The following is a 14,175-nucleotide window of genomic DNA, read 5'->3' on the forward strand; positions in this document are numbered from 1 at the left end:
CGACGCCGCCGTGACCGATGTTCCAGTGAGCCATGGAGGCAAAGCACGCAACGGACTGCGCGCCCTGGAAGGACGGCATCGACCCCGAAGCCGCCCGTTCAGTGGCAGGCGCCATTGACGACCTGGCCGAGTTCCCCGTACTCGACGCCACGGTGCTCCGCGTCATCGCCCTGTGCGACGACGAGGAGGCGACCGCCGCTGACCTGGTGGACGCCCTCGAGCAGGACGCGACGTTCGCGGCCAACCTGCTGCGCTTCGCGAACTCCGCGGCCCGCGCGCACCCGATCCGCGCGAAGACGATCCGCCAGGCCGTGATGCTGGTGGGGCGCCGCGCGCTGCGCCGGCTGGCGCTGGAGGCGGCGACGTTCCGGTTCCTGGAGCGCTCGCGCGGCAACGGCCGCGCGTCGTGCGGGCAGCTGCATCTTCACGCGATCACGGTCGCCATCGGCGCCGCCGCGGCGGCCGAGGAGGCCAAGATCCCCGGCGACACCGTGCACCTCGCGGGCCTGTTGCACGACGTCGGCAAGCTGGTCCTGCCGGAGGTCTTCGGCGAGGACGTCTGCGATGCGCTGGCGTCCGAGTTCCCGGCGGGCGCCGAGCGCGTCCTGGCCGAGAGGGAGCGCTTCGGGATCGACCACGCCCAGTGCGGCGCGCTGCTGGCCGAGCGCTGGGGTCTGCCGGCGGAGGTCGCGTCGATCATCGCGTGGCACCACGGCGGGCCGACCGGCGTCGGGGCTCCGAACGCTGAGATCGCGTGCGTGCAGCTGAGCGACAACGTCGCGGGGATGCTGCACGGGACCGAGGCCGACCACGCGCTCCTGGAGGTCGCGATGGCGCGGCTCGACGTGACCGCGGACGTTCTTGATGTCCTTGCCGAGCAGATCGCGCAGCCCGAGCAGCGTGGCGGCGAGAACGACCGGCTCGCGCAGCGGGTCGCCGAGCTGGAGCGGCTGTCGCAGACCGACGACCTGACCGGGCTGGCGAACCGCCGGCACTGGCTGCAGACGACGCGGCTCGCGCTGATCGAGAACGGCGGCGGCGCGATCCTGATCTGCGACATCGACCACTTCAAGTCGGTCAACGAGCGCCACGGGATGGCCGCGGGCGACCTGGTGCTGGCCGAGATCGGCCGGATCCTCGGTGTCCACGGGCACGCGGGGCGGCTGGGCGGCGACGAGTTCGCGCTGCTGGTCCCTGGGAACCTCGAGGAGGCCGTGCAGGCCGCGCAGCGGATCATGGCGCAGGTGTCTGAGGTCTTCGAGGCGGGGTCCGGGCCGAAGGTCGACCTGTCGATGGGCTGCGCCGCCGCGCCGACGCACGGCGACGAGCTGGCCGATCTGCTGGAGGCCGCGGACGTCGCGTTGCTGGACGCCAAGCGGGCGGGGCGGTCGAGGGCGATGATCGCCGGGACCGAGCTGCGCGCGGACGCGGCGGCCTAGGCCTGGGCCGCCGCGGGCGCTTCTTCGAAGAGCGACACCATCACGGTGGTGTCCATGTACTCGCGGACGGCTGAGATGCGGCCGTCGCGGATCTCGAAGATCGCGATGTAGTCGTTCTTGTAGGGGTTGCCGTCGAGGCGCGTGGCCTCGACGGTCCACTCCAGGATCGCCGCGTCGTCGGTGGTGGTGATCGAGTTGGTGGTGAACTCGATGGTGTCCGGCCGGAAGCGCGCCATGACGGCGGGGAGGAACTCGTCCAGGATCGCGTCGGGGCCGTGCCAGGTGCGGCTGACGGGCAGGTCGCCGGGGAGCCACCAGGTCGCGTCGGGGGCGAACGTGGCGTGCAGGGTCGGCAGGTCGCCGGTCCGGAGGGCGTTCATGTAGGTGTCGATGAGCGTGCGGGTGGGGGTCATGGCCATCACCTTGCCTTGCGCGCACGCTCGCCGCCAACAGCGTTTCGCTCTGGCGCCGTACCGATCCGGCATACCCTTGTGGCGTGCTCGACCGGCGCCTCCTGTACTTCCTGGCCGTGGCCCGCGAGGGGTCGTTCAGCCGTGCGGCCGGCGTGCTGCACGTCGCCCAGCCGGCGGTGTCGCGCCAGGTCGCGGCGCTGGAGGCGGAGGTCGGCGTGCGGTTGCTGGAGCGCTCGGCGGGCGGCGTGACGCCGACCGAGGCGGGCGCGCGGCTGCTGGAGCGCGGGACCGCGCTGGAGCATGAGGCGGCCGCGTTGCACGACGAACTGCGGGCGTTCGGGCTCGGGGTGCGGGGGAGCGTCGCGCTGGGGTACTCGACGTCGCTGGGGTACGGGACGGCGCCGCTGCTGATCGAGGCGCTGCGGCGGCGGCTGCCGGGGGTGGAGGTCGTCCCGCGGCTGCTGGCGACGCCGGCGCTGGGGGCGGCGGTGCGGGCGGGTGAGTTGGACCTGGCGCTGGTCCGGGCGGCGGGGCTGGTCGAGGGGGTCGACGCGGTCGTGCTGCGGCGGGAGCGGCTGGGGGTGTTGGTGCGTTCCGGGGATCCGGTGGCCGATGATGATGTCGTCGAGTTGTCGTCCTTGGCCGATCGCGCGATCTCGTTGCACGACCGCGACGCGAACCCGGGGCACTACGACCTGGTCGTCGGCGCGTGCCGGGCGGCGGGCTTCGAGCCGCGGCTGCAGCCGGTCGAGACGCCGTTCGATCCGGCCTATGGGGCCTTGGTCGGCGGCGGGGCGGTGTCGCTGGTGGGGGAGAGCGCGCAGACCGGGACGCCCGCGGGGCTCGTGTGGCGGCCGCTGGCGGAGGTGGTCCGGGTGCCGATCTCGCTGCTGCGCCGCGCCGGTTCGGACAGCGCGCTGCTCGATCGCGCGGTGTCCGCGCTGCAGGACGAGGCGCTCGCGCAGGGCTGGGCGACGGCGTGAGCGGCCCGCGCCGGCTGGTCGACGCGCGCTGGTACGAGCTGCGCCCGTCGCACTCCGGCCGGCCGCGGACCTACGCGTGCCCGTTCTGCCCGCGCAAGCTGCCGGCGTTCAACGAGCACGTCCTGATCCGGCCCGAGGGCAGCGGCGAGAACCGCCGCCACGCGCACATCGCCTGCGTCCGGAAGGCCCGCGCGGCCGGCCGGCTGCCGTCGCGCGAGGAGTGGCTGGCGACCCAGCCCCGGAGGCGCGGCTTCTTCGCACGGCTCTTCCGCCGTGGGGCAAGATGATGTCCATGACGCCAGCCGACGAGCCCCTCGTCTCCACCCGCCGCTCGCTCCACGCGCTGGCGGTCCACGTGATCAGCCCGCTGCGGGTGCAGGCGACCGGCAACGAGATCGCCCTGCAGGTCCGACCCGAGGGCTTCGGCACCCCCGACCTCCCCGACGGCAGCTGGATCGCCACCCGCGGCCCCCAGCTCGTCCGGGTGGACCCCTCCGGCGACGAGCACTCCATCGCCATCACGTCGTTGCGCGCAGCCGCCCACTTCGTCGGCCTCGCCGAACCCGCAGCCTCCGCGCTCTCGGACGAGACCCTGGAGATCCACGCCGGCGCGACGCTCCGCCTCGCCGACGTCTGGGCGACCGGCGAGGAAGCCCTCCGCGCCTTCGACGCCAACGCACCCATCCACCTATGGCCCGAGCACTTCGACATCGCGATCGAAGCGGGCAACGCGACCTACGGCATATCTCCCGGCGACGACGACCACACCGAGCCCTACGCCTACGTGTCTCCCTGGACCCCACCCGCCAAGACGGGCCCCTCCACCTTCTGGAACGCCACCTCCTTCACCGGCGCCGAGCGGCCCGTCACCGACGCCGACGACGACGGCGAGATCCCCGCCTTCTTCCGCGCGGCGCGAGACCTCCTCACGGCGCGCTGATACACGCCGCCAGCCGCCGATACGCCGCCGCCGTCTTCTTCCCGGCGACGACGATGCGCGAGCGCTCAGCGATGAGCAGCCCGCGTGACGAGGGGGCGAAGTGACCGCGGTCGGTCGTCCCGCCGATGACCTTGGCCTGCCTCTCCTCGCAGGCGCCGCGACGCCAGGACCGCGCCCTCAGCAGGTCGTTGTCGCCGTCCCACCAGAGCAGGTCCGCCGCGTACGAGGCGCGGCGTGGTCAGCGGCTGCCGACCGGAGGCCAGCGTCGCCGTCCGGCCGCCCGCGACGACGCGCAGCCGGTCGAGCGGGCCTCGGTCCTCGACCCATATGACTCGATCGCCGGACGTGTCGAGCTCCGCTGCCCCGGTCTGTGTCGTCGGGACACGACGCCATCGATCGCCCACCCTGCGCAGCCACACGCCGCGATCGCGCGGGGCGCAGCGCGCGCCGCTCAGCACAACCGCGACGACCTGCGTGCTCTCCGACGGCCACGCGGGCGAGCAGCCGCGCTTGCGCGGCACCGCGATCGTCGTCGAGGTACCGTGCGCGATGGGCCGTTCGCGGACGACACAGCCCCGCGCGGCGCACGACCGGTAGATGACGACGAGCCGGCCGTTTGGGTCGCGGCCGAGGTCCGGCTCCAGCCGGTGCGGACTCTCGAGGAGCACGCGCTCGGCGCCGCCCGTGCTCACCATCAGCGCCCACGGTCCGTGTGGATGCGCGCGCTCGGACCACGCGAGCGTGGTCCCGGCGGCATCGACGTCCTCGACCTGCTCGGTGTCGGCGAGGACAGCCGCCGGGTCGTCCTGGCCACGGCACCGGTCCGGCACCTGGCCGAAGCTGACGAATCCGGCCTCTCCGGCGTACTGCGCCTCTTGGAGGTGGAGCGAGCTGCCGTGCTCGACGTCGTACATGACGAGCTGCCCGTTCGCGTGGCCGAGGTAGAGCACGCAGCCCGGGTCGAAGCCGTGGCCCGCCGGCAGGCGCGTGAAGTGGAACGGCATCGCCCAGATGTCGAGGACTTGGAGTCCCCACGCGAGGGTGCCCGAGCTGATCTTGCCCGCCCTGACCTGATCGGCGCCGTAGGACGCGCCGCCCCAGATGATGCCGAGCGTGATGACGCCGAGGCCGACGGCGTTCAACACCGCGCCCGCGGGCCGCCAGATGGCGAACCGGGCCATGCCGTGTTCGGCTGCCAAGGCCAAGGACAACAGGAGCGAGAGCGGCACGAAGATCAGAGCGATGATCACCGTCGCGATGGCCGTGTCCTCGATCAGGCGCGGACGGCTGAGACCGACGTCGGCCAGGTCGATGTAGAGCGACCCGTACATGTGCTGCTCGGCCGCTGCGAGGGTGAAGTACGTCAGCGCGGCTAGGACCGATGCGATCGCGAGGAACAGCCCGGTGTGGTCTTTGGCGAACCGCCAGTACGGCCGCCAAGCGTCGCGCGTGAGCATCGTCTCAGCGCGCCAGAAGCCTTTGAACCTCGCCCAGTTGTGCCCCAGCATCGAGATGAAGAGACATGACGCTGCAGTTTGTGACCTTCGAGCTAGTTGTCGTCCTCGGCGAGGAGGTGCTGGGTCAGGACGATGGATTCGGAGAGGGTCTTGTAGCCGGTGTGGTCGAAGGCGATGGTGAGGATGTTGTCTTCGATGTGTTGGATGGTGCCGGGGCCGAAGGTGGGGTGGTGGATGCGGGTGCCGATGGTGTAAGGGCCGGCGTCCGCGGGTGGGATGCCGTGGCCGGCGTTGCAGTTGTCGCAGTTGTTGCATGGCGGCTCGAAGGGCTCGCCGAAGTAGGACAACAAGAAGGCTCGGCGGCAGGTGTAGTGCTCGGCGTAGCCGCGGACCATCTCTACGCGCGAGCGGTCGAGGTGTTCGTGGTCGACTTCGGAGGCGGCGGCTGAGGCGATCCCGGTCGCGAGGTCCGCGGAGGGGATGGAGGTGACGAGGCCGGTGTCGCTCACGTCGATCAGCCCGGCGTCCTGCAACCGATGCAGGACGGTCGCGGTGCGACTCCGTGAGAAGTCGAGGTTGTCGCGCAACACCGCTGCGTCAACCGGCGACGTCGCCGCGATCACACGGGCGGTGCGCTCCAGCGTCGCGGTGTCGAGCTTGCCGGAGGCGAAGAAGCGGCGGCGGCCGAGGTCCTCGGGGCGGTAGTACAACCGCGCGACGCTCGGTGCGCCGTCGCGCCCCGCTCGGCCGAGCTCCTGGAAGTAGGCGTCGAGCGACTCGCTCACGTCGAGGTGGAAGACGAACCGCACGTTCGGCTTGTCGACGCCCATCCCGAAGGCGATCGTGGCGACCATGACGTCGGTCTCGCCGCCCGCGCTCATGAACGACTCCTGCGCGGCATCGCGCGCCTTCGCGCTCATCCCGCCGTGGTACGCGGTCGCCCGCACGCCGTGCGCGCGCAGCGCGGCGGCCAGCGCCTCGGCCCCCTTCTGCGTCGCCACGTAGACGATCCCCGGCAACGGCGCCGCCACGACGTCCGCCACCAGCCTGCGCTCCTTGTCGTCGGCCTCGTGGAAGCGCTCGACCCCGAGCCAGATGTTGGGGCGGTCGAAGCCCTTCACGATGATCTCGGGGTCCCTCATCCGCAGGACCGAGACGATCTCGTCGCGCACCGGACCCGCGGCGGTCGCCGTCAGCGCCAGGATCGGCGGGCGGCCCAGGGCCTCTGCGGCCGCGCCGAGCTCCAGGTACTCCGGCCGAAAGTCGTGCCCCCACTGCGACACGCAGTGCGCCTCGTCGACCACGAAGAGCGACGGCCTCACGGCGCGCAGCCGCTCCAGCGTGTCGCGGTTCGAGAGCTGCTCCGGCGCGAGCAGCACGAACTCCAGCGAGCCGTCGGCCAACCCCGCGAAGACCGCCTCGCGCGCCGCATGCGACAGCGTCGAGTTCAGCTCCGCCGCCGCCCCGCCCTCCGCCTGCGCCACCTGGTCGCGCTGCAGCGCGATCAGCGGCGACACCACCACCGTCGGCCCCGCCCGGAAGTACCCGGCCAGCTGGTAGATCGCCGACTTCCCGCTCCCGGTCGCCATCACGACCAGCGCGTCGCGCCCGTCCAGCGCTGCCTCGACGCCCTCCAGCTGCCCCGGCCGCAGGTGCTCGTGGTGCAGCTCGCGCTCCGCCGCAGCCTCGATCTCGTCCTCGCTGGGGTGCTCGTTCCCGACCACGCTTCACCCGACCCTATCCTCCAAACGCAGCATGGCCTCGGTCCCGCAATCAGAAGGACGCAAGAGCCGCCTCGCCGACCAGCGCAAGCAGCTGCCTGACGGCCCCGGCGTCTACCTCTTCCACGATGACAAGGGCAAGGTCATCTACGTGGGCAAGGCGATCTCGATCAAGAAGCGGATCGCCAGCCACTTCGCCAACCCGGTCACGCGCGGCGCCGTGCAGATGACCGAGGTGATCGACACCATCGACTTCATCCTCGTCGAGTCCGAGACCGAGGCCCTGCTCGTCGAGCAGAACTTCATCAAGCAGTACCAGCCGCGCTTCAACATCCGGCTGCGCGACGACAAGTCCTACCCGTACATCGCGATCTCGATGGACGAGCCGTTCCCGCGCGTCTACTTCACCCGCGAGCGCCACCGCAGGACGCGTCTGTACTTCGGGCCCTACTCCTCCGCCAGGCGCACGCGCTCCACGCTGGAGACGCTCGGCAAGGTCTTCCAGTACCGCTCCTGCAGCGGCGCCGAGCCCGGCCGCCGCTCCGGCTCGCCGTGCCTCGACTTCTACATCAAGCGCTGCGGCGCACCGTGCGTCGACTACGGCGTCACGCGCGAGCAGTACATGGAGTCGATCGACGGCGTCCGCGCGTTCCTGTCGGGCCGCTACCGCGAGATCGAGCACGACCTCGAGGCGCGGATGAAGGACGCCGCCGCCAAGCAGGAGTTCGAGCAGGCGGCACTGGAGCGCAACCGCCTCGCCGCCGTCCGCAGCCTCCTCCAGCGCCAGCGCGTGGCCAACGACGCGCACGGCACGGCCGACGTCGTGGCGGTCGCCGCCGACGGCACCGACGCCAACGCCCAGGTCTTCCAGCTGCGCGACGGCGTGCTCAGCGACCGCCAGTCGTTCTACCTGGACAACATCCAGGAGGGCGGGGTCGGCGAGGTCGCCCAGGAGTTCTTGTTGCAGTACTACGGCGAAGCGACCGTGATCCCGCCGCAGATCATCGTCCAATCCGAGGTCGAGGACCTCGGCCCGCTGGGCGAGCTGCTGACCGAGCGCCGCGGCGCGAACGTCGAGGTCCGCGCGGCCGAGCGCGGCGACAAGGCGCGCCTGCTCGACCTCGCCGAGCGCAACGCGAGGCTCGCGCTCGACCAGGAGCGCCTGAAGGCCGAGCGCTCGCGCCAGCAGCGCGTCGAGGCGCTCGACGACCTCCAGGCCGACCTCCAGCTCGCCGCGCTCCCGATCCGGATCGAGTGCTTCGACATCTCCAACCTGATGGGGACGCACACGGTCGCGTCGATGGTCGTCTTCGAGGGTGGCGCGCCGAAGAAGGCCGACTACCGGCGCTTCACGATCCGCGGTGGGGAGGAGGGCGTCCCGGACGACTTCGCCTCCATGAACGAGGTGCTCGGGCGGCGGCTGGCCCAGTGGGAGTCCCAGCAGGACCTGTCCCCGCACGACCCGAGGCGCAACGAGTCGTTCGCGACGCTCCCGAACCTGATCGTCATCGACGGCGGCAAGGGGCAGCTCTCGGCGGGGCTCGCGGCGTTGCAGGGGTTCCTGGACCGCGGCGTCGCGGTCGTGTCGCTCGCCAAGCGCATCGAGGAGGTCTTCATGCCGGGCCGCGCCGAGCCGATCGTGTTGCCCCACGACACGCCCGCGCTGCAGCTCCTGCAGCGCGTCCGCGACGAGGCGCACCGCTTCGCGATCACCCACCACCGCACGCGGCGCGACAGGGCGATGACCGTGTCGATCCTCGACGACCTGCCCGGGATCGGCGAGGTGCGCAAACGCACGTTGTTGAATCACTTCGGCTCGCCCGACGCGGTCCTGGAGGCGACGCGCGAGCAGCTGGAAGCCGTCCTGCCGGGTAAGACGGCGCGCGAGTTGTACACGTTCCTGCACCGGACCCGGACGGGGCGCTGACGCGATGGCTCCCGAGCGGATCGCGGTGATCGGCGCGCCCTCGTCCGCGGGCGCCTACGCGCCCGGCCAGGAGCGCGCGCCGCGCGCGCTGCGCGACGCCGGGTTGTTGGAGGCGTTGGTCAACGCCGGCTGGGAGGAGGTCGACGACGCGGGCGACGTCGAGGGCTTCCGCTGGGCGCCGGACGGCGACGACCCGGCGGCCGCGAACGTCGCGGACGCCGCGGCGGTGGCCGGGCGCGTGGCGGGCGAGGTCCGGCGCGTCCTGGACGACGGCGCGCGGCGCGCGCTGGTCCTGGGCGGCGACTGCACGGTCGGCGTCGGCGCGGTGGCGGGTGTCGCGCACCGCGGGCGGGTCGGGTTGGTGTACTTGGACCTGCACGCCGACATGAACGTCCCGGACGCGACCGAGGACGGCACGCTGGACTGGATGGGCGTCGCGCACCTGCTCGCGCTCGACGGCACGCGGAGCGAGCTGCGCGATGTCGGCCTTCGCACGCCGCTGCTGCAAGGCAAGGACCTTGTGCTGGTCGGCTTCGACCCCGACTACGCGACGGCGTTCGAGCTGGCGGCGATCGCCGAGCAGGACGTGACGGTCGTGACCGTCGCCGACCTCGCGGCCGACCCGAAGGGCGCGGCGCGCCGCGCGCTGGCGGCGCTGGCCGACTGCGACGTGCTGAGCGTCCACCTCGACGTCGACCTGGTGGACTTCCTCGAGCTGCCGCTGTCGGAGAACACCGAGCGCGACGGCGGCGTGACGTTGCAGACCGCGCTGGCCGCGCTGCACGTCCTGGCCGCGCACGACCGCACCGCGACCGTCACGCTGACCGAGCTCAACCCGGACCACGGCGCGGCGGACGGCTCGACGCTGGCGCCCTTCGTCGCCGGCGTGGCGGCCGCCCTCGCGCCGAAGAACTGCCGCTAGCTCAGGTCGTCCCGTTGGTGGTGGTGTTGCCCGGCGCGGTGCCGGACGCCTGAGGCCGCTGCGGCAGCTTGGACTGGCAGGACTTCAGCGCGGCCTGGACCTTGGGGTCGGACTGCTTGAGGTTGCGCAGGGCGTTGAAGCCGTCGGAGACCCTGACGTCCAGGCCCGCGTCCCTGAGGCAGGTCAGGTAGGCGGTGAAGGCCCTGATGTTCTGGCGCGGCGCGCCGTTGCCGTTGCCGCCGCGGAAGTTGCCCTGCGGGCGGTACTTCGCGCAGGCCCTCATGGCCTTCTGGGTCTTCGGGTCGGCGCTCTGGCCGCCGAAGCCGCCGGGCCCGCCGCCGTAGCCGCCGCCCTGCGGGGGCTGACCGTTCGGCGGCGCGGTCGTCGAACCGCCGTCGGTGTTCGGCGGCGCCGCGTTGGAGCCGCCGGGCCGGTTGCCGCGGTTGGGCAGCGTCACGCCGTTGTCCTTCAGGCACTGCTGGAACTTCTGGAAGTCCGCGTTGCGCGTGCCGCTCTGGCCGTTCGCGGTCGTGCTCGTCCCGGAGGACCCGGACGAGCTGTTGTCGGATGACGAGCCGCACGCGGCGAGCGCGAGCGAAGCGCCGGCGACGGCGAAGACGGACAGGGGCGTGGCGAGGCGGAGCATGGCGAGCAGTGAGCCGCAAGAACCGAAACGCCGTCCAAGCGGGGGCGAAGAAGTCCGTAAGTCGGCGCGGCGCGCGGGTTCTTCGACTCCTCTCACACTTCACTTAGAGGCTGCTCACGGGTCGGACCCATGCTGGTCGTCGTATGCCACGGCTGTCCCGACGTCAACTGACCCCGCTCAACCTCGGCATGGGAGCGCTCGCGGTCGGCGGCGTGATCGCCGCGGTGATCATCGTCGGGCCCGAGTCGAGCACCGGGACCACCTCCGCGCAGCGCGTCGTGACGGTCTCGAAGGGCGTCGTGCAGTCGACGGTCTCCGGCTCCGGCAACCTCTCGCCGGCCAACACCATCAACATGAGCTTCGGCGCGTCCGGCAAGGTCACCAAGGTGTACGTGAAGGCCGGTCAGCACGTCGAGGAGGGCGAGCTGCTGGCGCGGATCGACCCGTCGTCGGCCGAGGTCGACCTCGCCGAGGCCAAGGCGACGCTCGCCTCCGCCCAGGACACGCTCGACAACATCGAGTCGGGGACGACGACGACTTCGACCGCTTCAACCGGTTCGACCGCCTCGACAACAACGACAACTTCCTCGTCGTCGGCCACCGCGACGACGGCGTCAGTGAGGGCGACGACCGCGGCCGCCAAGGCGACCTCGTCGGCGCCCGCGACGACCGGCGCTCCGGCGACGACCTCGGCGCCGTCGAGCACCACCACGCCGGCGCAGACGGCGCCGACGACCACGACGCCGGCGCAGAGCGGCTCGGGCGCGAGGAGCGGCGGCGGCGTGGCCTCCGGAGCGAGCGGCGGCTCCGGCAGCAGCGGCGGGTCGGGCAGCTCCGGCGGCTCGGGGTCGTCGAGCGGCGGCTCCAGCTCCGGCGGCTCCGCGCAGTCCGAGGAATCCGCCGCCGCGGCCGTCAAGAGCGCGCAGCTCGCGGTCGCGAACGCCGAGGACGCGCTCACCGCCACCGCGCTGCGCGCGCCCGCCGCGGCGACCGTCGCCGCGGTCAACGGCGCCGTCGGCGACCAGGTCTCCGCGGGCTCGTCCGGGTCGTCCTCCTCCGCGTCGACCGGCTCGTCGTCCTCGGGCGCGAGCGGCGGCGCAGGCGCGGCGACCGGCGCGTCCTCCAGCTCCTCCTCGTCCTCCTCCTCCGGCTTCATCACGCTGACCCAGCTGAGCCGGATGCACCTCGAGGTCTCGCTCTCCGAGTCGGACATCAACTCCGTCAAGGTCGGCCAGCAGGCGACCGTGACCGTCAACGCCGCCTCCGGCGAGGAGGTCGCGGGCAAGGTCATCGACATCGGCGTGCTGTCGTCGTCGTCCTCGTCGGGGACCGCGAGCGCGGTCAGCTACCCGGTGACGATCGCGCTGACCCAGACGACCAGGGGCCTGCGCGCCGGGATGAGCGCCACCGCGGAGATCGTGACCGCGCAGGCCTCCGGCGTGGTCGTGCCCTCGGGCGCTCTGCAGGGCTCCAGCGTGACCGTCGTCAGGAACGGCAGGAAGACCACGCAGCGGGTCGAGACCGGCGTCGCCGGCGACTCGGCGACGCAGGTCATCTCCGGGCTGAACGCGGGCGACCAGGTCGTCGTGACCAGCGCCAGCGCGGCCGCGGGCGCCAGCGCGACCGGCAGCTCGTCCTCGACGTCGAGCAGGACCGGGACGCGCTCCGGGTTCGGCGGCGGGACCGGCGCGGCCGGCGGCTTCGGCGGCGGCGGCTTCACGGGCGGCGGCGGCCCGCCGACCGGCGGCGGCTTCGGGGGCGGGCGGTGAGCGCACCGCGCCCGCGGCGCCGCCGGCCGGTCATCCAGGTCGACGACGTCTACCGGACCTACCAGGTGACCGAGGACCTCGCGGTCCACGCCCTCGACGGCGTGTCGCTGACGATCGAGCGCGGCGAGTTCGTGGCGATCATGGGGTCGTCGGGCTCCGGCAAGTCCACGTTGATGAACATGCTCGGCTGCCTCGACATGCCGACCTCCGGCCGCTACCTGCTCGACGGCGTCGACACGCGCGACATGGACGAGGACGAGCAGTCCGACCTGCGCAACCGCAAGATCGGCTTCGTCTTCCAGGCCTTCAACCTGGTCCCGCGCACGAGCGCGCTGGCCAACGTGGAGCTGCCGCTGTCCTACGCCGGCGTCTCCCGGAGCGACCGCCGCAGGCGCGCGGCCGCCGCGCTGGAGGCCGTCGGGATGGGCCCGCGCATGGACCACCTGCCGTCCGAGCTGTCCGGCGGCCAGCAGCAGCGCGTCGCGGTCGCCCGCGCGATCGTCACCAACCCCTCGCTGATCCTGGCCGACGAGCCGACCGGCAACCTGGACTCGCGCTCGACGCTCGACGTCCTCGACATCTTCGCGAACCTGAACGCTGAAGGACGCACGGTGGTCCTGATCACGCACGAGGACGACGTCGCCGCCCGCGCCCGCCGGGTGATCCGGCTGGCCGACGGCAAGGTCGTCAGCGACGAGCGCACCGGCGCCGCGGTGGAGGCGGCATGACGCTCGCCGAGACGCTGCGGATCGCGCTCGGCGGGATCGTGGCCAACAAGCTGCGCTCGGGGCTGACGATCCTCGGCATGACGATCGGCGTCGCGTCGGTGATCGTGCTGGTCGCGGTCGGCAACGGCTCCAAGCAGCAGGTCCAGGCGAGCGTCCGGGCGCTGGGCAGCAACGTGCTGCTCGTGCAGTCCCAGGGCGCGCGCGGCGGCCCCGGGCTCTTCGGCGGCGGCGGTGCGACGGTCTCGCTGACCCAGGCGGACGCCACCGCGCTGCAGGACCCGTTCAACGCGCCGGACGTCAAGAGCGCCTCGCCGGTCGTCACGGCGTCGTCCACGACGCTGGTCGCGGGGTCGCTGTCGTACTCGTCGTCGGTGACCGGGACGACGCCGTCCTACACCGCCGCGCGCAACTACGACATCGCCAGCGGTGAGATGTTCACAACGGCCGACGTCAAGAAGCACAACCGCGTCGTCGTGCTCGGCCCGACGGTCGTGGAGAACCTGTTCAACGGCGTCAACCCGGTCGGGCAGACGGTCAAGATGGGCGGCTCGTCGTTCACGGTCGTCGGCGTGACCAAGGCCAAGGGGTCGAACGGCACGACCGACCAGGACGACGTCGTGTTCGCGCCGCTGACCGCGGTCCAGGACGGGCTGTCGGGCTACGGCTCGATCAACCAGATCGTCGTGCAGGCCAAGAACGAGAGGTCGCTCAACGCCGCGCAGGCCGAGGTGACGTCGATCCTCGACACGCGCCACGACATCGACGCGTCCGACACCTCGACGTCGTCGTTCCAGGTCATCAACCAGGGCTCGATCCTGGAGACGTCGAACGAGACGACCTCGGTGTTCACGACGCTGCTCGGCGCGGTGGCCGCGATCTCGCTGCTCGTCGGCGGCATCGGTGTGATGAACATCATGTTGGTGTCGGTCACCGAGCGGACGCGCGAGATCGGCATCCGCAAGGCGATCGGCGCGCGGCGGGCCGACATCCTCTGGCAGTTCCTGGCCGAAGCGGTCCTGGTGTCGATGCTCGGCGGGATCACGGGCGTCGTCGTCGGGCTGGTCGGCTCGAAGTTCCAGATCGCCGGCGTCCAGCCCGTCATCGCCCTCTACTCGATCCCCCTGTCCTTCGGCGCGGCCGTCCTGGCCGGGCTCTTCTTCGGCACCTACCCGGCGGGCCGCGCAGCGCGCCTGCGTCCCATCGACGCCCTCAGATTCGAATGAGCGATCA

13 protein-coding genes are annotated in these 14,175 nt (G+C 72.1%); 9 read left to right on the top strand and 4 right to left on the bottom strand.

Annotation, left to right across the window (positions count from 1 at the left end; translation table 11 throughout):
* The first annotated feature begins 101 nt into the window (after window positions 1–101).
* A complete protein-coding gene (locus H030_RS0114670) occupies window positions 102–1,439 on the top strand; it encodes a GGDEF domain-containing protein (RefSeq protein ID WP_027006659.1) in 1,338 nt (445 codons plus the stop codon).
* Here the strand turns inward: H030_RS0114670 and H030_RS0114675 are convergent.
* Window positions 1,436–1,852 carry a nuclear transport factor 2 family protein gene (locus tag H030_RS0114675; RefSeq protein WP_196809137.1) on the bottom strand — a complete coding sequence of 139 codons (417 nt, stop codon included), beginning with the start codon at window positions 1,850–1,852 and terminating at the stop codon, window positions 1,436–1,438. The two genes, H030_RS0114670 and H030_RS0114675, sit on opposite strands and share 4 nt — an antisense overlap.
* An 83-nt stretch (window positions 1,853–1,935) precedes the next feature.
* Between H030_RS0114675 and H030_RS32325 the strand changes: the two genes are divergently transcribed.
* The 3 genes from H030_RS32325 to H030_RS37135 are packed head-to-tail and all read left to right on the top strand — an operon-like array spanning window position 1,936 to window position 3,775.
* On the top strand, window positions 1,936–2,835 hold the full coding sequence (locus H030_RS32325) for a LysR family transcriptional regulator (protein WP_051222731.1): 900 nt from the start codon (window positions 1,936–1,938) through the stop codon (window positions 2,833–2,835).
* On the top strand, window positions 2,832–3,122 hold the full coding sequence (locus H030_RS32330; protein WP_035127728.1) for a hypothetical protein: 291 nt from the start codon (window positions 2,832–2,834) through the stop codon (window positions 3,120–3,122). Before H030_RS32325 ends, H030_RS32330 begins: the two co-directional genes overlap by 4 nt.
* 5 nt (window positions 3,123–3,127) lie before the next feature.
* Window positions 3,128–3,775 (top strand): hypothetical protein, encoded by a 648-nt coding sequence (locus H030_RS37135; protein ID WP_155892057.1) that lies wholly within the window; start codon window positions 3,128–3,130, stop codon window positions 3,773–3,775.
* A 65-nt stretch (window positions 3,776–3,840) separates the two neighbouring features.
* Here the strand turns inward: H030_RS37135 and H030_RS0114695 are convergent, their stop codons facing one another.
* Together H030_RS0114695 and H030_RS0114700 are read right to left on the bottom strand one after the other, a co-directional pair.
* Entirely contained in the window at window positions 3,841–5,232 is a 1,392-nt protein-coding gene (locus tag H030_RS0114695) for a hypothetical protein (RefSeq protein ID WP_155892058.1), read from the bottom strand.
* A 92-nt stretch (window positions 5,233–5,324) separates the two neighbouring features.
* A complete protein-coding gene (locus tag H030_RS0114700) occupies window positions 5,325–6,956 on the bottom strand; it encodes a RecQ family ATP-dependent DNA helicase (RefSeq protein ID WP_081690821.1) in 1,632 nt (543 codons plus the stop codon).
* 31 nt (window positions 6,957–6,987) lie between these two features.
* On the opposite strand from H030_RS0114700, the gene uvrC reads away from it, so the two are divergent.
* A complete protein-coding gene (gene uvrC / locus H030_RS0114705) occupies window positions 6,988–8,880 on the top strand; it encodes an excinuclease ABC subunit UvrC (protein WP_027006663.1) in 1,893 nt (630 codons plus the stop codon).
* Between the two features lie 4 nt (window positions 8,881–8,884).
* Entirely contained in the window at window positions 8,885–9,802 is a 918-nt protein-coding gene (locus H030_RS0114710; RefSeq protein ID WP_027006664.1) for an arginase family protein, read from the top strand.
* A 1-nt stretch (window position 9,803) separates the two neighbouring features.
* Here the strand turns inward: H030_RS0114710 and H030_RS37140 are convergent, their stop codons facing one another.
* The gene (locus H030_RS37140) at window positions 9,804–10,448 is read right to left on the bottom strand and encodes a hypothetical protein (RefSeq protein ID WP_051222735.1); all 645 of its coding nucleotides are present in this window, start codon (window positions 10,446–10,448) and stop codon (window positions 9,804–9,806) included.
* A gap of 188 nt (window positions 10,449–10,636) precedes the next feature.
* Between H030_RS37140 and H030_RS38440 the strand changes: the two genes are divergently transcribed.
* Genes H030_RS38440 through H030_RS0114730 form a run of 3 tightly spaced genes read left to right on the top strand, consistent with a single transcriptional unit; the run spans window position 10,637 to window position 14,168 of the window.
* On the top strand, window positions 10,637–12,217 hold the full coding sequence (locus H030_RS38440; RefSeq protein ID WP_196809138.1) for a biotin/lipoyl-binding protein: 1,581 nt from the start codon (window positions 10,637–10,639) through the stop codon (window positions 12,215–12,217).
* Window positions 12,214–12,945 (top strand): ABC transporter ATP-binding protein, encoded by a 732-nt coding sequence (locus H030_RS0114725; RefSeq protein WP_027006665.1) that lies wholly within the window; start codon window positions 12,214–12,216, stop codon window positions 12,943–12,945. The genes H030_RS38440 and H030_RS0114725 overlap by 4 nt, the downstream gene beginning before the upstream one ends.
* Window positions 12,942–14,168, top strand: a complete 1,227-nt coding sequence (locus tag H030_RS0114730) for an ABC transporter permease (protein WP_027006666.1) — start codon at window positions 12,942–12,944, stop codon at window positions 14,166–14,168. Before H030_RS0114725 ends, H030_RS0114730 begins: the two co-directional genes overlap by 4 nt.
* Window positions 14,169–14,175 lie beyond the last annotated feature (7 nt).

It is taken from the genome of Conexibacter woesei Iso977N (assembly GCF_000424625.1).
GTDB classification, from domain to species: Bacteria; Actinomycetota; Thermoleophilia; order Solirubrobacterales; family Solirubrobacteraceae; genus Baekduia; species Baekduia woesei_A.